At 60.7% G+C, this 22,212-nt stretch carries 23 protein-coding genes; 16 read left to right on the top strand and 7 right to left on the bottom strand.

The window, feature by feature from the left end:
- Positions 1 to 61: 61 nt before the first annotated feature.
- The 12 genes from urtA to DBP26_RS21200 all read left to right on the top strand — a co-directional run bounded on the left by urtA (position 62) and on the right by DBP26_RS21200 (position 11,908).
- Complete coding sequence (urtA, locus tag DBP26_RS21255; protein ID WP_108239494.1) at positions 62 to 1,327, top strand: urea ABC transporter substrate-binding protein; 1,266 nt, start codon at positions 62 to 64, stop codon at positions 1,325 to 1,327.
- Between the two features lie 208 nt (positions 1,328 to 1,535).
- A complete protein-coding gene (gene urtB, locus DBP26_RS21250; protein ID WP_108239493.1) occupies positions 1,536 to 3,128 on the top strand; it encodes an urea ABC transporter permease subunit UrtB in 1,593 nt (530 codons plus the stop codon).
- The gene (urtC, locus tag DBP26_RS21245) at positions 3,128 to 4,207 is read left to right on the top strand and encodes an urea ABC transporter permease subunit UrtC (protein ID WP_108239492.1); all 1,080 of its coding nucleotides are present in this window, start codon (positions 3,128 to 3,130) and stop codon (positions 4,205 to 4,207) included. The genes urtB and urtC overlap by 1 nt, the downstream gene beginning before the upstream one ends.
- Positions 4,204 to 5,070, top strand: a complete 867-nt coding sequence (gene urtD, locus DBP26_RS21240; protein ID WP_108239491.1) for an urea ABC transporter ATP-binding protein UrtD — start codon at positions 4,204 to 4,206, stop codon at positions 5,068 to 5,070. The genes urtC and urtD overlap by 4 nt, the downstream gene beginning before the upstream one ends.
- Before the next feature lie 133 nt (positions 5,071 to 5,203).
- A complete protein-coding gene (gene urtE, locus DBP26_RS21235; RefSeq protein ID WP_108239490.1) occupies positions 5,204 to 5,902 on the top strand; it encodes an urea ABC transporter ATP-binding subunit UrtE in 699 nt (232 codons plus the stop codon).
- Between the two features lie 49 nt (positions 5,903 to 5,951).
- Complete coding sequence (locus tag DBP26_RS21230; RefSeq protein ID WP_108239489.1) at positions 5,952 to 6,797, top strand: urease accessory protein UreD; 846 nt, start codon at positions 5,952 to 5,954, stop codon at positions 6,795 to 6,797.
- A 145-nt stretch (positions 6,798 to 6,942) separates the two neighbouring features.
- Positions 6,943 to 7,245, top strand: coding sequence for an urease subunit gamma (locus tag DBP26_RS21225; protein WP_108239488.1), 303 nt, complete (start codon positions 6,943 to 6,945; stop codon positions 7,243 to 7,245).
- Positions 7,246 to 7,268: 23 nt separating this feature from the next.
- On the top strand, positions 7,269 to 7,808 hold the full coding sequence (locus DBP26_RS21220; RefSeq protein WP_108239487.1) for a GNAT family N-acetyltransferase: 540 nt from the start codon (positions 7,269 to 7,271) through the stop codon (positions 7,806 to 7,808).
- A 49-nt stretch (positions 7,809 to 7,857) separates the two neighbouring features.
- A complete protein-coding gene (locus tag DBP26_RS21215) occupies positions 7,858 to 8,394 on the top strand; it encodes a GNAT family N-acetyltransferase (protein WP_108239486.1) in 537 nt (178 codons plus the stop codon).
- Positions 8,391 to 8,696 (top strand): urease subunit beta, encoded by a 306-nt coding sequence (locus DBP26_RS21210; protein ID WP_108239485.1) that lies wholly within the window; start codon positions 8,391 to 8,393, stop codon positions 8,694 to 8,696. Before DBP26_RS21215 ends, DBP26_RS21210 begins: the two co-directional genes overlap by 4 nt.
- 136 nt (positions 8,697 to 8,832) lie before the next feature.
- Complete coding sequence (ureC, locus tag DBP26_RS21205) at positions 8,833 to 10,533, top strand: urease subunit alpha (RefSeq protein ID WP_108239505.1); 1,701 nt, start codon at positions 8,833 to 8,835, stop codon at positions 10,531 to 10,533.
- Between the two features lie 241 nt (positions 10,534 to 10,774).
- Positions 10,775 to 11,908, top strand: coding sequence for a HAMP domain-containing sensor histidine kinase (locus DBP26_RS21200; protein ID WP_108239484.1), 1,134 nt, complete (start codon positions 10,775 to 10,777; stop codon positions 11,906 to 11,908).
- 47 nt (positions 11,909 to 11,955) lie between these two features.
- Here DBP26_RS21200 and DBP26_RS21195 read toward each other — a convergent pair whose 3' ends face one another.
- Together DBP26_RS21195 and cbpA are read right to left on the bottom strand one after the other, a co-directional pair.
- Positions 11,956 to 12,255 (bottom strand): chaperone modulator CbpM, encoded by a 300-nt coding sequence (locus DBP26_RS21195; protein WP_108239483.1) that lies wholly within the window; start codon positions 12,253 to 12,255, stop codon positions 11,956 to 11,958.
- A gap of 15 nt (positions 12,256 to 12,270) precedes the next feature.
- Positions 12,271 to 13,224 carry a curved DNA-binding protein gene (gene cbpA, locus DBP26_RS21190; RefSeq protein WP_108239482.1) on the bottom strand — a complete coding sequence of 318 codons (954 nt, stop codon included), beginning with the start codon at positions 13,222 to 13,224 and terminating at the stop codon, positions 12,271 to 12,273.
- A 298-nt stretch (positions 13,225 to 13,522) separates the two neighbouring features.
- On the opposite strand from cbpA, the gene DBP26_RS21185 reads away from it, so the two are divergent.
- On the top strand, positions 13,523 to 14,788 hold the full coding sequence (locus DBP26_RS21185; protein WP_108239481.1) for an Hsp70 family protein: 1,266 nt from the start codon (positions 13,523 to 13,525) through the stop codon (positions 14,786 to 14,788).
- Between the two features lie 154 nt (positions 14,789 to 14,942).
- Here DBP26_RS21185 and DBP26_RS21180 read toward each other — a convergent pair whose 3' ends face one another.
- Positions 14,943 to 15,953 (bottom strand): hypothetical protein, encoded by a 1,011-nt coding sequence (locus tag DBP26_RS21180; RefSeq protein WP_108239480.1) that lies wholly within the window; start codon positions 15,951 to 15,953, stop codon positions 14,943 to 14,945.
- Between the two features lie 179 nt (positions 15,954 to 16,132).
- On the bottom strand, positions 16,133 to 16,423 hold the full coding sequence (locus DBP26_RS21175) for a PsiF family protein (RefSeq protein ID WP_108239479.1): 291 nt from the start codon (positions 16,421 to 16,423) through the stop codon (positions 16,133 to 16,135).
- A 151-nt stretch (positions 16,424 to 16,574) separates the two neighbouring features.
- Between DBP26_RS21175 and DBP26_RS21170 the strand changes: the two genes are divergently transcribed.
- The gene (locus DBP26_RS21170; RefSeq protein ID WP_108239478.1) at positions 16,575 to 17,459 is read left to right on the top strand and encodes a DMT family transporter; all 885 of its coding nucleotides are present in this window, start codon (positions 16,575 to 16,577) and stop codon (positions 17,457 to 17,459) included.
- A gap of 3 nt (positions 17,460 to 17,462) precedes the next feature.
- Here DBP26_RS21170 and DBP26_RS21165 read toward each other — a convergent pair whose 3' ends face one another.
- Together DBP26_RS21165 and DBP26_RS21160 are read right to left on the bottom strand one after the other, a co-directional pair.
- The gene (locus tag DBP26_RS21165; protein ID WP_108239477.1) at positions 17,463 to 17,699 is read right to left on the bottom strand and encodes a hypothetical protein; all 237 of its coding nucleotides are present in this window, start codon (positions 17,697 to 17,699) and stop codon (positions 17,463 to 17,465) included.
- A 58-nt stretch (positions 17,700 to 17,757) separates the two neighbouring features.
- Positions 17,758 to 18,648 (bottom strand): triacylglycerol lipase, encoded by an 891-nt coding sequence (locus DBP26_RS21160; protein ID WP_108239476.1) that lies wholly within the window; start codon positions 18,646 to 18,648, stop codon positions 17,758 to 17,760.
- A 198-nt stretch (positions 18,649 to 18,846) separates the two neighbouring features.
- On the opposite strand from DBP26_RS21160, the gene osmE reads away from it, so the two are divergent.
- Both osmE and DBP26_RS21150 read left to right on the top strand, forming a co-directional pair.
- Complete coding sequence (gene osmE, locus DBP26_RS21155) at positions 18,847 to 19,185, top strand: osmotically-inducible lipoprotein OsmE (protein WP_108239475.1); 339 nt, start codon at positions 18,847 to 18,849, stop codon at positions 19,183 to 19,185.
- A gap of 146 nt (positions 19,186 to 19,331) precedes the next feature.
- Positions 19,332 to 19,865 carry a ferritin-like domain-containing protein gene (locus DBP26_RS21150; RefSeq protein ID WP_108239474.1) on the top strand — a complete coding sequence of 178 codons (534 nt, stop codon included), beginning with the start codon at positions 19,332 to 19,334 and terminating at the stop codon, positions 19,863 to 19,865.
- 141 nt (positions 19,866 to 20,006) lie between these two features.
- Here DBP26_RS21150 and DBP26_RS21145 read toward each other — a convergent pair whose 3' ends face one another.
- A complete protein-coding gene (locus DBP26_RS21145; protein ID WP_108239473.1) occupies positions 20,007 to 22,073 on the bottom strand; it encodes an AsmA family protein in 2,067 nt (688 codons plus the stop codon).
- Between the last annotated feature and the right edge of the window lie 139 nt (positions 22,074 to 22,212).

Genomic DNA, 22,212 nt, shown 5'->3' with positions numbered 1-22,212 from the left:
CCTCAACCTCTGCATCGCCAACCGCAGTCGTCTCAAAAAAATCAAAGAATGGAGCTAGCCAATGAAGCGTCGTAGTCTGCTAAAAGCGTTCACCTTGTCCGCGTCGATCGCCGCGATGGGTTTGACCTGGACCGCCCAGGCCGCCGAGACCATCAAGGTCGGCATTCTGCACTCTTTGTCCGGCACCATGGCCATCTCCGAGACGTCGCTCAAAGACATGGCGCTGATGACCATCGACGAAATCAACGCCAAAGGCGGCGTCAACGGTAAGAAGCTCGAAGCGGTGGTGGTCGACCCGGCTTCCAACTGGCCGCTGTTCGCCGAAAAAGCCCGTCAGTTGCTGACTCAGGACAAGGTGTCCGTGGTGTTTGGCTGCTGGACGTCGGTCTCCCGCAAATCGGTACTGCCGGTTTTCGAAGAACTGAACGGGCTGCTGTTCTACCCAGTGCAGTACGAAGGCGAAGAGATGTCACCGAACGTGTTCTACACCGGCGCTGCGCCCAACCAACAGGCGATTCCTGCGGTCGAGTACCTGATGAGCGAAGACGGCGGCGCGGCCAAGCGTTTCTTCCTGCTGGGCACCGACTACGTTTATCCGCGTACCACCAACAAGATTCTGCGCTCCTTCCTGCACTCCAAAGGCGTGAAAGACAGCGACATCGAAGAGGTCTACACCCCGTTCGGCCACAGCGATTATCAGACCATCGTGGCCAACATCAAGAAATTCGCGGCCGGTGGCAAGACCGCCGTGATTTCCACCGTTAACGGCGACTCCAACGTGCCGTTCTACAAAGAACTGGGCAACCAGGGTCTGAAAGCCACCGATGTTCCGGTCGTCGCGTTCTCGGTGGGTGAAGAGGAACTGCGCGGGGTCGACACCAAGCCGCTGGTGGGCAACCTGGCCGCCTGGAACTACTTCGAATCGGTGAAGAATCCGGTCAACACAAAATTCGTGAACGACTGGAAGGCCTATGCCAAAGCGCACAACCTGCCGAACGCCGACAAGGCGGTAACGAACGACCCAATGGAAGCCACCTATGTGGGCATCCATATGTGGGCGCAGGCCGTCGAGAAAGCGAAATCCACCGACGTGGATAAAGTCCGCGAAGCCATGGCGGGCCAAACCTTCGCTGCGCCTTCAGGGTTCACGCTGGAAATGGACAAGACCAACCACCACCTGCACAAACCGGTGATGATCGGAGAGATCAAGGCCGACGGTCAGTTCAATGTGGTCTGGAAAACCAAGGAGCCTATCCGCGCTCAGCCGTGGAGCCCCTACATCCCAGGCAACGACAAGAAGCCTGATTATCCGGTGAAGAGTAACTGACACCCCGTCGGGTTCACGCCCGACATCCCTGTAGGAGTGCGCTTGCCCGCGATGCGTTGTGCCGGGCGACGTCAATGGCACAGGCATTGCGCAATCGCGGGCAAGCGCGCTCCTACAGGTTGATCGCGTTCCATCTGTGGGAGCGAATTCATTCGCGATTGCCTCAACGCGGTTGCCCTGCTGTACGCCGGCACCAAGGCCAAACGATATGCCCAGATTTCTTTACCGCCTCATTTTCGCCCTGACCCTGGCGTTGCCTATTGCAGCCCACGCCAGTGACGCTGGCGACTTTGTCGCAGCCGAATCCTCCGAACGCGCCGAACTGCTGGAAACCTGGGCCGCCAAGCCCGATCCGGCACGGGTGCCCCTGCTCATAGCGTTGCAAGAAGGCCGAGTGGCGGCCGACAGCAGCAACCGCGCATTCATCCAGAGCAGCGACGACAGCTTCACTCCCGTCGACCCCGATGCGCCGGCAGCGGCTGACGCACCGAACCCCGATGAACCGCAATCCATCAGCCTGAACAACCGTTTGCGCGGGCTGCTGGAAAATGCGATGGCCAGCCATCGTCTGCTGGATCCGGATGCAAAGCTGCGCCTGGCAGCGGCCCTCACCTTGCAGAAAACTGCTCGTCCTGCGCAGTTGCCGCTGCTGATGCAATACGTCGCCAGCGAGAAGGATGACGCCGTTCATTCCGCGTTGAACCTGGCACTGGCCAACCTTCAACTGGTCGATACCAGCCCCACCGTGCGCCTTGCCGCGGTGCGGCTGCTGGGGGAAACCGGCGACCCACTGGCCCGCACCCGCCTGGAAAACCTGCTCGAACCCAACGTGGAAACCGATCCGACCGTTCGCCTCGCGGCCGAGACCAGTCTGGCGCAAGTCAAACGCAAACTGATGGTCGGCGAAGTCATCGGTCAGGTGTTCAGTGGCATCTCGCTGGGCTCGATTCTGTTGCTCGCAGCGCTCGGCCTGGCCATTACCTTCGGCTTGCTCGGGGTCATCAACATGGCCCATGGCGAGATGTTGATGCTGGGCGCCTACGCCACGTACGTGGTGCAGCTGATGTTTCAGCGCTACGCGCCCGGCGCCCTCGAGCTTTATCCGCTGGTTGCGCTGCCCGTCGCGTTCTTCGTCACGGCCTGCATCGGCATGGCACTGGAACGCACGGTGATTCGTCATCTGTATGGTCGACCGCTGGAAACCCTGCTCGCCACATGGGGGATCAGCCTGATGCTGATCCAATTGATCCGCGTGCTGTTCGGCGCTCAAAACGTCGAAGTGGCGAACCCGCAATGGTTGTCCGGTGGCATTCAGGTGTTGCCGAACCTCGTACTGCCCTACAACCGAATCATCATCATTGCCTTCGCTCTGTTCGTGGTCGCTCTGACCTGGCTGCTGTTGAACAAGACCCGCCTGGGCCTGAACGTGCGTGCCGTGACGCAGAACCGCAACATGGCTGCGTGCTGCGGCGTACCCACGGGACGCATCGACATGATGGCTTTCGGGCTCGGTTCCGGTATCGCGGGGCTGGGCGGGGTGGCGCTGAGCCAGATCGGCAACGTTGGCCCCGACCTCGGCCAGAGCTACATCATCGATTCGTTCCTGGTGGTCGTCCTTGGCGGCGTCGGACAGTTGGCCGGGAGCATCATGGCGGCGTTCGGGCTGGGCATCGCCAACAAACTGCTCGAACCGCAAATCGGCGCAGTGCTGGGCAAGATCCTGATCCTGGCGCTGATCATTCTGTTTATCCAGAAACGTCCGCAAGGTCTGTTTGCACTGAAAGGACGGGTGATTGACTGATGAACCAGCCATTGATGGTTACCGCTGCGCAACGCGCTGGCACCCGCATCACGCTCGCTGTGGGGGCCGTGATCCTCGCGATCCTTATCGCCCTGCCCTTGCTGTCGCTGCTGCCTGACGACAACGGGTTTCAAGTGTCGGCCTACACGCTGACACTGGTGGGCAAGATTCTCTGTTACGCCATCGTCGCGCTGGCCCTGGATCTCGTCTGGGGCTACGCCGGCCTGCTGTCGCTGGGGCATGGCCTGTTTTTCGCCCTCGGGGGCTACGCCATGGGGATGTACCTGATGCGCGAAGCCTCGGGGGACAGCCTGCCTGCGTTCATGACTTTCCTGTCCTGGACGGAACTGCCGTGGTATTGGATCGGCACCCAACACTTCCTTTGGGCCTTGTGCCTGGTGGTGCTGGCGCCGGGGCTGCTGGCGCTGGTATTCGGGTTCTTCGCCTTTCGCTCGCGGATCAAAGGCGTGTATTTCTCGATCATGACCCAGGCCTTGACCTTCGCCGGCATGCTGCTGTTCTTTCGCAACGAAACCGGCTTCGGCGGCAACAACGGCTTCACCAACTTCCGCAGCATCCTGGGCTTCGGCATCACGTCCCAGGGGACGCGGGCTGTGCTGTTTCTGCTGACCGTGGTGTTGCTGGCGGGCAGCCTGTTCGTCGGCTGGCGCCTGGCACGCAGCAAGTTCGGCCGCGTCCTGACCGCCGTGCGCGACGCAGAAAACCGTTTGATGTTCTGTGGCTACGATCCACGCGGGTTCAAACTCTTCGTGTGGGTCTTGAGCGCCGTGCTGTGCGGCCTCGCCGGTGCGCTGTATGTGCCGCAAGTCGGGATCATCAACCCGAGCGAAATGTCGCCGACCAACTCCATCGAAGCCGCGGTCTGGGTTGCACTCGGTGGGCGCGGCACGCTGGTGGGTCCGCTGCTCGGCGCCGGTCTGGTCAACGGCATGAAGAGCTGGTTCACCGTGGCATTTCCTGAGTACTGGCTGTTCTTCCTGGGCGCGCTGTTCATCGTGGTCACGCTGTACCTGCCCAAAGGCGTGATCGGACTGATCAAGAAAAGGGGCGAACAATGAAAACCACTCCAACGCCCGCATTCGATCCGGTGCTGGATCCGACTCTCCATCCAAACAGCGATGCCGGCACCAGCCGCGATGCCATCGGACTGGGGCAAGTGGCGGGCGAAGGGCTCAACACCCTGCACGGCACCATCCTGACCCTGGAAGACATCAGCGTGAGCTTCGATGGCTTCAAAGCCCTGAATGATCTGAACCTCTACATTGGCGTCGGCGAGCTGCGCTGCATCATCGGGCCCAACGGCGCGGGCAAGACCACGCTGATGGACGTGATCACCGGCAAGACCCGCCCCACCCACGGCAAAGCCTGGTTCGGCGAGACGCTCGACCTCACGCGCATGAGCGAAGTGCAGATCGCCCAGGCCGGGATCGGTCGCAAGTTCCAGAAACCCACCGTGTTCGAGGCGTTGAGTGTGTTCGAGAACCTGGAACTGGCGCAGAAAACCGACAAGTCGGTATGGGCCAGCCTGCGGGCCAAACTCAAGGGTGAACAGCGCGACCGTATCGACGAGGTGCTCGAAACCATTCGCCTGACCGCGTCCCTGTCACGTCCGGCAGGCCTGCTGTCTCATGGTCAGAAGCAGTTTCTGGAGATCGGCATGTTGCTGGTTCAAGACCCGCAATTGCTGTTGCTCGACGAACCTGTGGCCGGCATGACTGACGCCGAGACCGAATTTACCGCTGAACTGTTCAAAGGCCTGGCGGGCAAGCATTCGCTGATGGTGGTCGAGCACGACATGGGCTTCGTCGGCACCATCGCCGACCACGTGACGGTGTTGCATCAGGGCAGCGTACTGGCCGAAGGATCGTTGGAAGACGTGCAGGCGGATGAACGAGTGATCGAAGTGTATTTGGGACGCTGATTCAGATTTCGATCGTTCCCACGCTCCGCGTGGGAATGCATCCGCCGACGCTCCGCGTCAGGCAGGGGACACAGAGCGTCCATAGCGGCATTCCCACGCAGAGCGTGGGAACGATCACTGGGAGAATTCGTAGATGTTACAAGTTGAAAAGCTTCATCAATACTACGGCGGCAGCCACATCCTGCGTGGTCTGTCTTTTGACGTGAAGGTCGGTGAAGTGACCTGTCTACTGGGCCGCAACGGGGTCGGCAAGACCACCTTGCTCAAGGTGCTGATGGGCCTGCTGCCCGCCAAAGAGGGCGTCGTGCAGTGGGAGGGCAAGCCGATTACTGGCTTCAAGCCGCATCAGCGCGTGCAGTCAGGTATCGCCTACGTGCCTCAGGGGCGAGAGATTTTCGGGCGCCTGACGGTGGAAGAAAACCTGCTGATGGGCCTGTCACGCTTTCCGGGCTCGCAAGCCAAGGAAGTCCCGGCGTTCATTTACGATCTGTTCCCTGTGCTCCTGCAGATGAAACATCGCCGGGGCGGTGACTTGTCCGGCGGTCAGCAACAGCAGTTGGCGATCGGGCGGGCGCTGGCCAGCCGCCCTCGCCTGCTGATCCTGGATGAACCCACCGAAGGCATCCAGCCGTCAGTGATCAAGGAGATCGGCGCGGTGATCAAAAAGCTCGCCGCACGGGGCGACATGGCGATTCTGCTGGTGGAGCAGTTCTACGACTTCGCTGCCGAGCTGGCCGATCAGTACCTGGTCATGTCCCGTGGCGAGATCGTCCAACAGGGCCGCGGCGAGCACATGGAAGCCGAAGGTGTGCGTGGTCTGGTGACCATCTGATGCGCCGATCGGCTAAGGTACACCCCTTCGTAGAACGATCACGAGCCTTATGAACCTTCCTGCCCACACCGCCCTGTTCACGCCCAGCTGGCACGCCGAGCTGGAACTGGGCTATGGACGTTTCGACGCCACCACACGCCCGACGCTGCGTCGCCACAAAGGCCCGTTGCGCGTGCAGAAACACCTCTATGCCGAAGGCCCGGAAGTCTGCCAGCACATCATCGTTCACCCGCCGGGCGGGATTGCCGGTGGCGATCGGCTGGACATCAGCGCGACCGTCGGCCCGAACGCCTGGGTGCAACTGACCAGCCCGGGCGCCGCCAAGTGGTATCGCGCCACCGGGGCCGCCTACCAACAGCTTGCGTTAAAGGTGGCCAGAGGCGCGACGCTGGAATGGCTACCCCAGGAAACGATCGTGTTCAGCGAGGCCAAAGCCGAACTGACCACGCGCATTGACCTTGAGGGAGACGCCCGGCTGTTCTATTGGGATGTGGTCGCGCTCGGCCGCCCCGCCAGCGGGGAGCGCTTCGATCAAGGATACTTTCAGGCCCATCTGGACATTCGCCGCGACGGCAAGCTGCTGTGGCACGAGCGCCAGCGAGTCATAGGCGATGACGGCCTGCTGGACTCCCCGATTGGGCTGTGCGGAAAACCGGTGTTCGCGACGCTGATCGTGACAGGGCAAATCGATGCCGCGCTGATGGAGCGCTGTCGGGATCTGGCGAGGCACGCCTCGGTGCGCGGGGATCTGAGCCAGTTGCCAGGGCTGATTATCGCCCGCTGCCTGGCCGATGAAGCCCTGCACGCCCGAGCCTGGCTGATCGGCCTATGGAAGCTGCTGCGGCCCGCGTTACTAGGCAGAGAAGCGCTGGCGCCGAGGATTTGGAATACATAAACACAGTCCTCCCGTAGGAGCGCGCTTGCCCGCGATGACGTCATGCCTGTGCCATTGATGTCGCCTGACACAACGCATCGCGGGCAAGCGCGCTCCTACGGGGTGGCGTTCACTACTTATTTGGCTTTCTGAAACGGACAAACACATGGACCTGACCCCACGCGAAAAAGACAAGATGCTGATCTTCACCGCTGGCCTGGTCGCCGAGCGGCGGCTGGCGAGAGGGTTAAAGCTGAACTACCCGGAAGCCATGGCGTTCATTTCCGCTGCGTTGCTGGAAGGCGCGCGGGACGGCCAGACCGTGGCCGAACTGATGCACTACGGCACCACCCTGTTGACGCGGGAACAAGTGATGGACGGCATCCCAGAGATGATCCCGGAAATCCAGGTAGAGGCTACCTTTGCGGATGGCACCAAACTGGTCACCGTGCACCAGCCGATTGCCTGACCCCTTCGACCCGTGGAAAGAAGATGATGTTTACGATTCGTGACGCCCTCCTGACCGACATGCCTGCGGTGCTTGAGATCTACAACGACGCAGTGCTCAACACGACGGCGATCTGGAATGAACAACCCGTCGACCTGGCCAATCGTGAAGCCTGGTTTGCAGCGCGTCAGAGTCAGGCTTACCCGATTCTGGTCGCTGTCGATGACGCCGAGCACGTGCTGGGCTACTCCTCGTTCGGCGACTGGCGCCCATTCGAAGGTTTTCGTCACACCGTCGAGCATTCGGTCTATGTGCGTGCCGATCAACGCGGCAAGGGCCTTGGACCCCTGCTGATGCGGGCGCTGATCGAGCGGGCGAAAGCCTGTGACAAGCACATGATGGTGGCGGCCATCGAAAGCGGCAACGCGGCGTCGATTCACCTGCATGAGCGTCACGGCTTCGTCACCACCGGGCAGATGCCGCAGGTGGGCACCAAGTTCGGCCGTTGGCTGGACCTGACGTTCATGCAGCTGGACCTGTCTCCGGGAGCCGATGCTCCGCCGTCCCAAGCCCCCATCCGATGATGGACAAACCCATGTGTCCCGATTTCTCTCAATGAAAGGAAGCCGAGTCATGAATGCTGCTCAGTTGCGACGTGTTACCGGTGAAAGCTTTGCCCATTACCGTCACGGCTTGGTGGCGCTGCTGATGGACGCCGTGCATCGCGGCGCTTCGGTAGGTTTCATGGCGGATTTGAATGCCGATCAGGCGTACACCTGGTGGGAGAGCGTCAAGGCAGACGTCGAACACGGCAAGGTGCTGCTGTGGGTCGTGGTCCAGGAAGAACAGGTGCTGGCGACTGTGCAGTTGGCGCTGTGCCAGAAACCCAATGGCCTGAACCGCGCCGAAGTGCAGAAACTGCTGGTGATGCACCACGCCCGCCGTCATGGCTTGGCGACGCAATTGATGCAGGCCGTTGAACAGGCTGCCTATCAGCATCAGCGCGGCCTGCTGTACCTGGATACGGAAACGGGCTCACCGGCCGAGGATTTCTATCGATCGCAGGGTTACCAACTGTCCGGCAAGATTCCGGACTACGCGTGCAACCCGGACGGGGAATACCACCCTACATCCCTTTATTACAAGTTACTGTCGAGGAAGAGCGCATGATTCCTGGTGAATACCAGATCCAGCCTGGCGAAATCGAGCTCAACGTCGGGCGCCGGACGATCACCCTCAGCGTCGCCAACAGCGGCGACCGACCAATCCAGGTCGGCTCGCATTTCCATTTTTTCGAAACCAACGACGCCCTCACCTTCGACCGCGCCGCCAGCCGGGGCATGCGCCTGAACATCCCCGCTGGAACGGCCGTGCGCTTCGAGCCGGGCCAGGCACGGGAAGTAGAACTGGTCGACCTGGCGGGCCATCGTCGGGTGTTCGGGTTTGCCGGGCGCGTGATGGGCGATCTGTAACCCGCTTTTGATCGTTCCCACGCCCCGCGTGGGAACGCCGGACTGGACGCTCTGCGTCCGTTTTGTGACGCAGAGCGTCACGGGATGCATTCCCACGCGAAGCGTGGGAACGATCATTGAATCTCAAGGCATGCGCATGAAAATTTCCAAACAAGCCTACGCTGACATGTTCGGTCCCACCGTCGGCGACCGCGTCCGACTGGCCGACACCGAGCTGTGGGTGGAGGTCGAGAAGGACTACACCGTTTACGGCGAAGAGGTGAAATTCGGGGGCGGGAAGGTCATCCGTGACGGCATGGGCCAGAGCCAGTTGTCGGCGGATGAAGTGATGGACACCCTGATCACCAACGCCTTGATCATCGACCACTGGGGGATCGTCAAAGCCGACGTCGGGCTCAAGGGTGGACGCATCGCGGCGATTGGCAAAGCGGGCAACCCAGACATCCAGCCCGGCGTGACCATCGCGATCGGTGCCGCGACGGAAATCATCGCCGGCGAAGGCATGATCCTGACAGCAGGCGGCGTCGACACCCACATCCACTTCATCTGCCCGCAGCAGATCGAAGAAGCCCTCATGAGCGGCGTAACCACCATGATCGGCGGCGGCACCGGCCCCGCGACCGGCACCAACGCGACGACCGTCACCCCCGGCAAGTGGCACATGATGCGCATGCTGCAAGCCGCCGAAGCGTTCCCAATGAACATCGGCTTCACCGGCAAGGGCAACGTCAGCGTGCCCGAACCGTTGGTCGAACAAGTGAAAGCAGGAGCCATCGGCCTGAAGCTGCACGAAGACTGGGGCACTACACCCGCCGCGATCGACAATTGCCTGAGCGTGGCCGATCAATACGATGTGCAAGTGGCCATCCACACCGACACCTTGAACGAATCCGGCTTCGTCGAAACCACCCTCGGCGCGTTCAAGAACCGCACCATTCACACCTACCACACCGAAGGCGCCGGCGGCGGTCACGCGCCCGACATCATCAAAGCCTGCGGCTTCCCGAACGTGCTGCCGAGTTCGACCAATCCGACCCGGCCGTTCACCCGCAACACGATCGACGAGCACCTGGACATGCTGATGGTTTGCCATCACCTGGACCCGAGCATCGCCGAAGACGTGGCGTTCGCCGAAAGCCGCATCCGTCGTGAAACCATCGCCGCCGAGGACATCCTTCACGACCTCGGTGCGTTCTCGATGCTGAGCTCCGACAGTCAGGCCATGGGCCGTGTGGGCGAGGTGATCCTGCGTACCTGGCAGACTGCCGACAAAATGAAACGCCAGCGCGGTCCGCTGCCAGGCGATGGCGCAGGCAACGACAACTTCCGCGCCAAGCGCTACATCGCCAAATACACCATCAACCCGGCGATCACCCACGGTATCAGCCATGAAGTAGGGTCGGTCGAGGTTGGCAAATGGGCGGATCTCGTGCTGTGGCGCCCGGCGTTTTTCGGCGTAAAACCGACGCTCATTCTCAAGGGCGGCTCGATCGCGGCCAGCCTGATGGGCGATGCCAACGCCTCGATCCCGACCCCGCAGCCGGTGCATTACCGCCCCATGTTCGCAAGCTTCGGAAGCGCCCTGCATGCCAGCAGCCTGACCTTCATCAGCCAGGCCGCGTTCGAGGCCGGCGTCCCCGAACAATTGGGCCTGAAAAAGCAGATCGGCGTGGTCAGAGGCTGCCGCAGCGTGACCAAGGCCGATCTGATTCACAACGACTATTTGCCGAAGATCGACGTCGATCCGCAAACCTACCAGGTCAAGGCCGACGGCGTGTTGTTGTGGTGCGAGCCTGCAGAAGAACTGCCGATGGCGCAGCGATACTTTCTTTTCTGACAGGCACCAGAGGGAGGCGTCATGCGCCTCCCTATCGCAGTTTCTCGCCGGACAGGTTTGACCGCCTCTTGGGGCGAATTGTCGAGTGGCAGCCGCATGGCCAATGCCAGGCTCTTCGCGCCTGCCCGTCTACTGTCAGAAATGACAGTCCTGCTGCACGAATCCCTGTTCTTCCTGACACAACATGGCGCTAAGATGGCCCCCTCTTCCTCCAGCGCCCCACCAGCAAGGTCGTACCTGAATGCGTCTCTCCGATTTCATCGTGCATCACGTTGATCGCATCGTCGATGAGTTTGAAAAGTTCGCAGCCACGTTGACGCCAGCGGCCGATTCGATGAATCGGGTGGAACTGCGCGATCACGCCAAGTCCATTTTGCTGGCCGCCGCGCGGGACATGAACACGGCACAGACCAAGGCTGAGCAGATCGCCAAATCCCAGGGTGAGGAAATTGGCAAGACGCCGACGCTGGACCAGGCCGCTGCCAGTCATGGCGAACTGCGCCATAACGTCGGCTTCGATCTGGTGCAGATGACATCCGAGTTCCGGCACCTACGGGCGACCGTCATCCGCTTCTGGGTCGAGAGCCTGACGTCGCCCGATGTCGCCTATTTCACGGACATGATTCGCTTCAACGAGGCGATCGACGAAGCGCTGGCCGAATCCACAGCGGCCTACGCCGAGCGAGTGACGCGCTCGCGGGATATCTTTCTGGCGATTCTCGGCCATGACCTGCGAGCGCCATTGCAAGCGATTGGCATGTCGGCCGAAATTCTTCTGCGCAAGGCGGGTCTGGCCGAGGCTGATCTGGCTTACATCAAGCGCATCAAAAGCAGCAGCCGTCATATGTCGACGATGGTCAGCGATCTACTGGAATTCGTGCGCAGCCGCCTCGGCGTGACGCTCCCGGTGGAGCGCAAACCCATGGAAATGACCCTGGCCTGTCGCGAGGCGATCGAAGCCGCCACTGCCGGAAATCCGGACTGTGATCCGCTGTTCACCACCACTGGCGACACTCAGGGGGAATGGGACCGCGCGCGCATCGACCAATTGCTGCAGAACCTCATCGGCAATGCCCTTCAACACGGGGCTGCAACGCACAAGATCAGCGTGTCACTGGCAGGAGGCGAGCATCATGTCAGCCTGTCGGTGCACAACGACGGCGAACCGATCGCCGAAGAAGCGATCGGCAGCATCTTCGATCCCCTGGTGCGTTCGGTCAATGCAGAGGCGGGCAACCGCAACCCGTCCACCAGCCTTGGCCTGGGATTGTTCATCGTCAAGGAAGTGGTCAATGCTCACGGCGGGAGCGTCACTGTGACCTCTAACGTCGGCGACGGGACAACGTTCACCGTCGTGCTGCCGAAAAAAGGGTGAGACCTGTCGGCGTTTTACAACGCTCCGTTGAGGCGGTCGGAACCCGCTCAGTCCTGAATGAAACGCCCCAGCCGTTGCCTGAGCATGCGATTTTCGGCGCGCACCTGCTCCAACTCATCCAGCAGGTCCAGCGCCAGCGCCACGCCGTCCCATTCCATGGCCAAATCGCGATGCAACTTGGCCGCACGTTTGGCGACCGACAGTGAGGACGTGTCGAACAGCCATTCATCCGGCCGCTGCCCCTGAGGTTCGACGATGCCGTGCTCGACGATTTCGATGACATACGCGGTGGGCATACCGACCACCTGACAGAATTCCTGCATGTCTACGACCAGGGTGTTGCTCATGATCAGTGACTCCCTCTAGCTGTTCCACTGCGCCCGTGGGTCGAACGCGGCCTTTTTGGCCAGCTGTTCCCAGAGGGCTTTAGTGGCCTCATCGGTGGACTTGGGCATGACGATTTTCAATTGCGCGAAAAGATCGCCCCGCTCACCCTTCTTGTTCAACAGACCGTTACCTTTAACCCGCAATCGCTGCCCGCTCTGACTGTCCGGACGAATGGTCAGGTTGATCTTGCCGGTCAGCGTCGGCACCGCGACCTTGGCACCCAGTGCGGCTTCCCACGGGGCCAGCGGGACAGTGATGATCAGGTCATGCCCCTCGACATCGAACTTGGGATGCGGCGCCAGACGAATGGTCAGAAACAGATCGCCGTTTTCTCCGCCGGCGATGCCCGGCGCGCCTTGCCCCTTCAGACGAATGCGCTCGCCATCGGTGACCCCGGCCGGAATCTTCACGTTCAGGTTCTTGGTGATGTCCGCCATGCGCTGGCCATTGGCGCTGTGCTGGGGCACCTTGAAGCTGATCTTCTTCGACTCGGTCGACAGTGTTTCTTCCAGGAAAATCGCCAGATCCAGTTCCACGTCTTGCCCTCTGCGGCCTGTGCTGCGCGAGCGGCCGCCCGGCTGCTGACCGCCACGGTTGCCGAAAATCGAGCTGAAAAAGTCAGAGAAGTCTCCGCCTTCGAAGCCGCCCCCGAAACCGCCGGTCGCACCGCCCCGGCTCTGCCAGCCAGGCGGTGGCTGAAAGCGGCCCTGCTGGCCGTATTTGCGAATGTCGTCGTACTCGGCGCGCTTTTCGGGATCGCTCAGCGCTTCGTAGGCCTCGGACGCCTCTTTGAATTTGTCTTCCGCGCCAGGCTCTTTACTGACGTCGGGGTGATATTTGCGCGCGAGCTTGCGGTACGCGGTCTTGATTGTCTTCTCGTCCGCGGTCGGCTCAACGCCCAATATCTTGTAATAGTCTTTGAAGTCCATCTAACGGTCACCCATTCCGGATTGTCCAGCACAGTTCCGTACCGCGTTTTCTGATGAGAACGTCGACCGCGCTGAATGTTGCAAGGTTATCGGCACGCGGCCTCGCGCGCTTGAAACAGGGTTCATGCCGGGCCGAATGCATCGAGAGTTGCCTGAAAGATTGGGGGTGGCGCGCCGCTATTCAAGTTGCAGGCGCGAAATTGCCCGGTCAGTGAAGAAAACCGACACGACGCGCTACGCATCCTGCTTTCTCTCGCATACACTGCGCGGCCGTTTTTTTGACCGGAACGTACCGAACATGAGCACCTCATCCCCGGCCCGAGCCCTCGGCATCGACTTCGGCACCTCCAACTCGACGGTCGGCTGGCTTCGCCCCGGTGAGCAAACGCTGATTGCGCTGGAGGACGACAAGATCACCCTGCCGTCGGTGGTGTTCTTCAACCTTGAAGAGCGCCGCCCAGTCTACGGTCGCCTGGCACTGCACGAATATCTGGAGGGTTATGAGGGGCGACTGATGCGCTCGCTCAAGAGCCTGCTGGGGTCCAAGCTGATCAAGCACGATACCAGCGTGCTCGGCACCGCCATGCCATTCAAGGACCTGTTGGGGCTGTTCATCGGGGAACTGAAGAAGCGCGCCGAAGCGACTGCCGGCCAGCCATTCGAACAGGTGGTGCTGGGCCGTCCGGTGCATTTCGTCGATGACGACGCAGCGGCGGATCAGGAGGCTGAAGACACCCTGGCGCAGGTTGCGCGCAAGATCGGTTTCAAGGATGTCTCGTTTCAGTTCGAACCCATTGCCGCCGCCTTCGACTATGAGTCGACGCTGGACCGCGAAGAACTGGTGTTGATCGTCGACATCGGCGGCGGTACTTCGGACTTCTCGCTGGTGCGTCTGGCTCCGGAGCGTCGTCAGGTCGACGAGCGTCAAAGCGACATCCTGGCCACCGGCGGCGTACACATCGGCGGCACCGACTTCGACAAGCAGCTTAGCCTGCAAGGCGTCATGCCGCTGTTCGGCTATGGCAGCCGTATGAAAAGCGGCGCCTATATGCCCACCAGCACCCACATGAACCTGGCGACCTGGCACACCATCAACTCGGTGTATTCACAGAAATCGCAGTTGGCGCTGGGCAGCATGCGCTATGACATTGAGGACACCTTGGGCATCGACCGTCTGTTCAAGCTGATCGAACAGCGCGCCGGTCACTGGCTGGCGATGGAGGTAGAAGAGACCAAGATCCAGCTCACCCACGCTCACACCCGCCGGGTGCCGATGGACCGTATCGAAGTCGGTTTGAACGCCGACCTCACCCGAGCGCTGTTCGAATCGTCTATCGAATCGTTGCTGGAGCGCGTGCGGGAAAGCGTGACCGTTCTGCTCGGCGATGCCGGGGTGACTGTGGGCGACGTCGACACGGTGTTCTTCACCGGCGGCTCGAGCGGCATCCCCGCCCTGCGCAACAGCGTGTCCGCGATGCTGCCCAATGCGCGGCATGTGGAAGGGAATATTTTCGGCAGCATCGGCGCAGGCCTGGCCATCGAGGCGAAGAAGCGGTACGGCTGAACCCAGGCGCAAACGGGAGTGCACATGCTGATCGTTTCCACGCTCCGCGTGGGAATGCCGCCCAGGACGGTCCGCGTCCCGTCGACGCAGAGCGTCTTCACCGCGTGCCCACGCGGAGCGTGGGTACGATCAGTCAGGGCTTGGGGTCAACAGATCAAACGAGCTCAGCCCTTCGCAGCTCGCTCTTCAGGTAGGCGTAGTAAATCGGCCCGGCCACGACGCCCGGCAGCCCGAATGCGGCTTCGAATATCAGCATCGCCAACAGCAGTTCCCACGACTTGGCACTGATCTGCCCGCCGACGATCCGCGCATTGAGGAAATATTCCACTTTGTGGATCACGATCAGATAGCCCAGCGCGGCCAGCGCTACCCAGATCGACAGCGACATCCCGACGATGAAAATCAGGGTGTTGGACATCAGATTACCCACCACGGGCAACAGCCCCAGCAGGAAGGTCATGACGATCAGCGTCTTGGTCAACGGCAGGTGCACACCACACAACGGCAGGATCACGGCGAGGAAGACTGACGTAAAGGCGGTGTTGAGCGCCGAAATCTTGATCTGCGCGAAAACGATATTGCGGAAGGCCTGGCTCAACAGGTGAAGACGCTCGAACAGCGCCGCGGCCAGTGGCTTGCGCTTGGTGACGTCGGGAATGCGTTGCAGGGCAATGATTGCCCCCAGCACCATGCCGATCAGCAAGGTGACGAACATGTGGGCGGCGCCCTTGCCAAGCAACTGCAGCTCGCCGATGTGCTTGGTCAGCCAGGCACTGAGCGAAGCTTGGAATTCCGACGCGCTGGCGGGCAGGTACCCGTCGATAAAGGGCGGCAACTGGCCTCGGGCACGGTCCACCAGGATCATGAACTTGTCGAGGGAGGCCCCTGGGTTCTCGGCTTCGTGCAGGATAAAACTGATTGCTCCGGCGAACAGCAGCGCCAGCACGCTGACCACCAACGTGCCCAGCAACGCCACGGCCAGCCAACGCGCGCGCTCTCCGGCGATCAGGCGCTGCAGTTGGGGGGTGAGCATGTCGACCAGTTCATACACCAGCAATCCTGCCAGAAGGCTGGGCAGCAATTTGAGCGGTAATACCAGCAGCAAACCACCAAACACCAGAATGCAGCTGGCCAGGTACACATGACGCGGCGAAAACGTTGGCATACAGCCTCAAAACAAACGGCCTGAAAAGATGGGCAGTCTGCCAGCGTTCCCCGCTTACGACCAGCGTCAGGAAGCGTCGTCAGTCGCGTTGCAATGATTTGTAGCAGTACGGCAGGGCGGCAGTCATTCACTCGCGCTCACCACCCCGCCCAGCAATGCGATCCGACGTCGTCGTCCGCTTACTTTTTCTTCAGGCAATCGCTCATGAAGGCCTTGCGGGCGTCGCCTTTGAGTGCCTGACTGCTGGCCGTGGCATTGCAGGTCTTCATCTTCTCCTGCTGAGTGGCCGCCGGGGCTGGCGCGGCCTTGAGGCAGGTGCTCATGAAGGCCTTGCGCTCATCACCCTTGAGCGATTTGGCCGTCGCATCAGCATTGCAACTGGTCATCTTGTTCTGTTGCGCAGTGGCCGCGAAACCTTGAGCGCACACCATCAAGCCCACGACCAAAAGAGGAATACGCAGCATTTTCATCGACCTTCTCCAGAGACGCCGCGCAAACACGCAGCTTTCGAAGCAGTGTAGCCAAGAAATGTTGCGCCATATTTCAGATAGCAAGCGCACAGGGCTGGACGCTCATGCTCACAGGCCGATAATGGCGTCTCTTTCGACTGCCGGTTTTCCCATGCAATACCTCTTCCCCCTGCTGACCGTCATGATCTGGGCGGGCAACAACGTTATTACCAAAGCTGCGGCCGGTCGCATTTTTCCTGCCGAGATCGGTTTCTATCGGTGGCTGCTGGCAGGGCTGCTCTTTACACCCTTCCTTCTTGGGCCGGTGCTGCGTAACCGCACCACGATTCGTCCGGTTCTGGGCAAGATCGCGATCCTCGGCGTGCTTGGCATGGCCATCTACCAGAGCCTGGCGTATTACGCAGCAAACATCACGACCGCGACCAACATGGGCATCATCCTGTCGTTGGTACCGGTAATGACGCTGGGCATGTCGATCGTCAGCCTGGGTACACGGTTAACCGCAGGTGCCTTGGTGGGCGCGCTGGTCTCGTTTGTAGGGGTGTTGTCAGTGGTGTCACAGGGAAGTTGGGCGACGTTGGTCGCTCACGGTGTCAACCTGGGAGATCTAATGATGCTGATCGCCACGTTGGCTTACGCGACTTACAGCACGCTGCTGAAAAAATGGCAGCTGCGCATGCCGCCGCTGCAACTGCTCTACTTGCAGATCCTGGTGGCGATCCTTGCCCTTTTTCCGTTGTTTCTGATATCTCCACGGAGCGGGCTCAATGCGAACAACGTCGGGCTGGTGCTCTATGCGTGCATCCCCACCTCGATGATTGCGCCCTTGCTGTGGATGAAAGCCATCAGCAGACTGGGGCCCAGCCGCACCACGCTGTTTTTCAACCTGGTGCCGATCCTGACCGCCTTGGTCGCCGCAGTTGCACTGGGCGAGCGGCTGGCGCCCTACCACTTCGTTGGCGGCGCGCTCACGCTGGGCGGCGTGATCCTCGCCGAACGCTGGACCACACCGTTGCGCAAAGCCATCGACCGCTGAAACTCAAGCTTCATCCCGCTCCTCGGCGCTGTGAATCGACACATCAGTGATGCCGGCGACCAAGGGCATGTCGGCGTGGGCTTCGCCTATATCCAGCGGGTCGTCCTCCAGCGCCACATGATGCTTGTGCGCCAGTTCATGGACGATCTCGATGATCGGCACGTCCAGGTCGTCGATCACGTCGACATGATGCTCACCGGCCAGTTTGTACTCGATTTCGTAGTGCTCTTTATCACTCATCGCATCACTTCCTTAGCGGCCCTTTTGGCTCGTTGATCACTCATCACAACTCATGAAGTCATAGACCCGCGGCCTTCAACCGCGCGGCATGCTCGACGAACAGCCTCACTGGATCAGCCCCTTTGCCCACCAGACCGAGGTGCTGGTTGACGATGTCGAAATGGTCGAGTGGAAAATCATCGCCAATGACGGTGCCGAGGTGAGAGCTGTATCGCCCGACCATGCCATCAGATTGACCTCGCTCTTTTGTGAACGTGCGAGCGAATAATTTGCAGGTGAGATGAGTGGTATCGAGCAGGTTCTTGCCCCGATCCGTTCGTCCCGGCTGCAACGTGCCCGACCATGAGTAATACCGCACGCCATTCACTTGCTCGGCACCCTGCCCGCCCCAATGGGTGGGCAAGCCCTGAGGAAAGAGAAGGTTGAAGCGCGCAACGCCCTGAGTAGTCAGCGAGTGATGCGCTGCTTCCACATCGGTTGGCAACCGAGTGCCGCGATAGCCCGTGTCGAGGGTGGCCAGCACCCAGGTGGTCACGCGTATGGCGGCATTGACCAACCAACCGCGCAAGCTGCTTGGCGGGCAATGCGCCTCAAGGTAATCCGCCAGTTCCGAGCCGTGGTTTGGCCCTGCAACGGAGGTCACTGACGCGACCAGGTCGGGTCGTATCCCCGCCACGTAACGGATGGTCAGCGCCCCCTGACTGTGGCCGATCAGGTTGACCTTGGCCGCGCCGGTCTCCTTGAGGATTTCCTCGACCCGGGCCAGCAATTGCTCGCCACGGATCTCAGTGGAGTTGACGGCCGACACCATCACCGGAATCACCGTCGCCCCGCCACGGCGCAGCGCCGGAACGATGCCGTACCAGTACGGATAGACCACCAGCTTCACGAAGCCCAACAGTCCGGGCACAAGCACGATGGGGTATCGGGTCGCCTGATCTTGCGTCATGAATGATCCTCGTCGAACACGTCCGAAAGCCTGGCGTCACGGGCTTGGAGCGCCTGCATGAACAGTAGCCGCAAAGCCGTTCCGCATTGATGACAGCCGGTAATGCCCCTTCGCCATCTGTTGGATCGAACTCTTTGAAGCGGGCAGCGCTCATACCAGCAACGGGCCAATAAAGGCTCTTCTGTGGAGTGAACGGTTATGTACAAGCAATCTTTGGCAGTCGTGTTTGCAATGGCCGCGCTGGCTGGCTGTACGTCGACGACCTTGCAGAACCCGGTGGATTACGCGACTTACCGCAATGAACCGCTGGTCAAGCAGGTGGACGACGGCATGACTGAACAGCAGGTGCTGACCATTGGTGGCGAACCTTCGTCTCGAGTGCAGCGCAAGGTGCACCCCGGCACGTGCAATAACTACGTGCTGAACAAGGACGGCCATCAACAGACCTATTACGTGACGTTCAACGCCAATGGCCGGGTGGACAGCAAAGGTTTCATGACCTGTGAACAGCGCGAGGCCAACGAGCGCGCGATGTGATGTGATGCAGCAAAACAAATCAAACTTTTCGAAGCGCTTGCCACTCACATCTTGAACCCGATCTTGCCGGGCGTCGGTCAATCAGTGCGCGACCGACGCATCAAGAGCGAGACGGCCCCAAACCGGATCAGCCCTGGAGATGAATCATGAGCGATGTGCATCAATTAACGGACGTCAGCACCCTGCGTGAACGCGCGCGCCAGCATGTCGAGAACGGCGCCGTCACTGAAGGCTACGACGCCGACCGCGAGACCATTCTGCGCCTGCTCAACGAGTCGCTGGCCACCGAATGGGTCTGCGTACTGCGTTACAAGCGCCACTACTACATGGCCAAGGGTGTGAAGGCCCAGGTCGCGGCGGATGAATTTCTCGAACACGCCAATCAGGAAGCCTCCCACGCCGACAAGCTGGCCGAGCGTATCGTGCAACTGGGTGGCGAACCGGAACTGAACCCGGACCTGCTGTCGAAGAACTCCCACGCGCAGTACGTGGCGGGCAACACCCTCAAGGAAATGGTCACCGAAGACCTGATCGCCGAGCGTATCGCGATCGATAGCTACCGCGAGATCATTCAGTACATCGGCGACAAAGACCCGACCACCCGCCGGATCTTCGAAGAAATCCTCGCGCAGGAAGAAGAGCACGCCGACGACATGGCGGACATTCTCGACGGTCTGTAAGGTTTGACGGAATGCAAAAAGCCAAGGCTCGAGCCTTGGCTTTTTTGTGGGTGCGGCGCCAGTGATGCGTCTCCCCCCAACGGTCGCGCAACGGTACGCGCTCCCGCTGAGACGCCGGTCCTGCAACAGAACCGGCTGGTTTTATTGCACCGTTTTAGGCGCCTTGCCTGAACGCATCTGCTCCAGCAGAGGCGCACACTGGTTAGGTTCGCCACCACTTGGGGCCACCAGTGCCAGTAAGCCCGCCGCCGGTCCCGCCGCCGCGCCCAACAGCACCATCCCCGCGCCGCGCAACAGCAAGGGCCCAGACTGCACGCCTGCGCTGGGCTTGACGAACGGCCCACGCACGTAGAGTGGCGACCGCAGCGAGAACACGCGGAAACCTTTGGACTCAGGGGTGATCTTGAGATCCAACTGCTCGGTCTTCATGTTCGCGGTGCCGTCGATGTAGATGAACGCGTTCTCGGTATCGAAGACCGACAATTTGCTTGTCGCCAGCCCATCCTTGAAGCCGAAATTGGACGCTGCGCAGTTGATCTTGACGTTCTTGTCGCCAAACAGCCTCCCAACGACGTAGTTGCCCACATTCAGCCCTGCGATCTCCATCAGGTCACGGCTGATCGCCCCATCATTGATCAGCAACTTCATCTCACCGTTGGCCGTGCCCAGCAGCGCTGCGACGGAGTTGCCTTTGCCGCTGATATCGGCATCGCCGTTGAGCTCGCCAAAGCTGGTTTTCATCGGCTCGAAGGTCGGGAACAATTGCTTGAGCTTGAAGCCTCGGGCAGTGAGCCGGGCCCGCCCATCGAGCGGCCGGGAATGGCCATTGAGTTTGATGTCCGCGTCCAACTTGCCACCCGCCACGCCAAAACGCAGGGGTTGCAGACTCAATTGCCCGTCATTGAGCACAACGTGGGTGTACAGGTCTGTGAAGGGTAGGTCCGCACTCTGAACAATGCGCTTGCCGGTAAATTCGACATCCGCGTCCATCGCGCTCCAGCGGTCGGTCTTGAACTCTTCGACCGGAAGCACCTTGTCGGCAGGCTGCTTGCTTTCGCCGCCACGGTTTTTCTGCTCTGCGTTGGAGTCGGCACCGATCAATGGTTTGAGGTCAGCCATCAACAGTTGGTTGGACACCAGCGCCCCGGTCAGCTTGGGGCGGGGCTGGCTGGCGACGAAACCGAGGTCGCCATGGATATCGCTGTTGCCGATTTTGCCGTTGAAGCCTTTGTACTGGAATGAGGCGCCGGCGGGGTCGTGCAGCTTGGCGATCAGGCGGCCGTCTGTGGAATAAGGCGGCGAGTCAGGCAGCGTCACGCCGGTCAGCGGGTAGAGGTTGCCAAGGCTGTCCCCAGACAACTTGAGGCGCAAGTCCAACTCGCCCAGGTTTTGCGGGTCGGTCACTGTCCCGGCGACAGCCACACGCGTGTTTCCGGCACTGACGTCAGCCTGTACAGGGAACGGCAGCGCGGCGTCTTTGAGCGCCAGCAGACCACCCACCTTGCCGCTGCCGTTAAGTTTTTGCCCGTGGTACTGCCCCTTGGCAGTGAAGCCGAATGCGTAGTCCTGGGCAGATGCACCTTTATCCTGCACCTTCTTGGCCTCGCCGCTGCCAACGATATCGCTGAACGGTATTGGCTTGCCCAGCGGATCGATCACGACGTCCACTGCAGTGTTGATCATTTGATCGTTGTAGCTCACGAAACCTTTGTCGAACCCGATGGTGCCTATGTCCACGACCCAGTTGGACGGGGCTGCATTCGGGTCGCTCTTGGGCAAGTCGAACACCCAGTTGGCGCGACCATCGGCCAGACGCTCTATTTTTGCGTTTGGCTCCTTGAGGTCGATGCGGGGAATCACCACGCGCTGAGCCAGCAACGGAAGGGGCGACAGGCGCATCTCAACCCGTTTGAGGGTGACCATTTGAGGTGTCTTCGACCATTCGGGATTACCCAACGCGATGTCTTCGGCCGACATGTGCGGCCATGGCACCCAGGCACGCCACCCCCCTTCGTCCGGCTCACGCTGCCAATGCACCGCCAGGTTGCCGTTAATGGCGAACGGTCGGTGCAATTCGGCGGAAACTTTTTCGTTGATGGTCGGCTTGAGCCGGTTCCAGTCGAAGGTAGCGATCACAACGATCAATATGGCCAGCAACAGCAGTACGATGCCCACCGTCCAGGCAAGAATCTTCCGTCCTCGCGTCATTGCGTTATCTCCCCAAATCCGAACGCCCATCCTGGACGCGTTGCATACGTCGTAGCCGTTCGACTGACAAAAGCGCAGCGGGTTTGATCGAATCCTCAAAAACCAGCGGTTTCATACCGCTGCCAACGCTGAGCGAGCG

Source organism: Pseudomonas sp. RIT409 (assembly GCF_003052515.2).
Lineage (GTDB): Bacteria > Pseudomonadota > Gammaproteobacteria > Pseudomonadales > Pseudomonadaceae > Aquipseudomonas.
The sequence above is the reverse complement of the archived record's forward strand: the minus strand, read 5'-3'. Positions and strand labels throughout refer to the sequence as shown.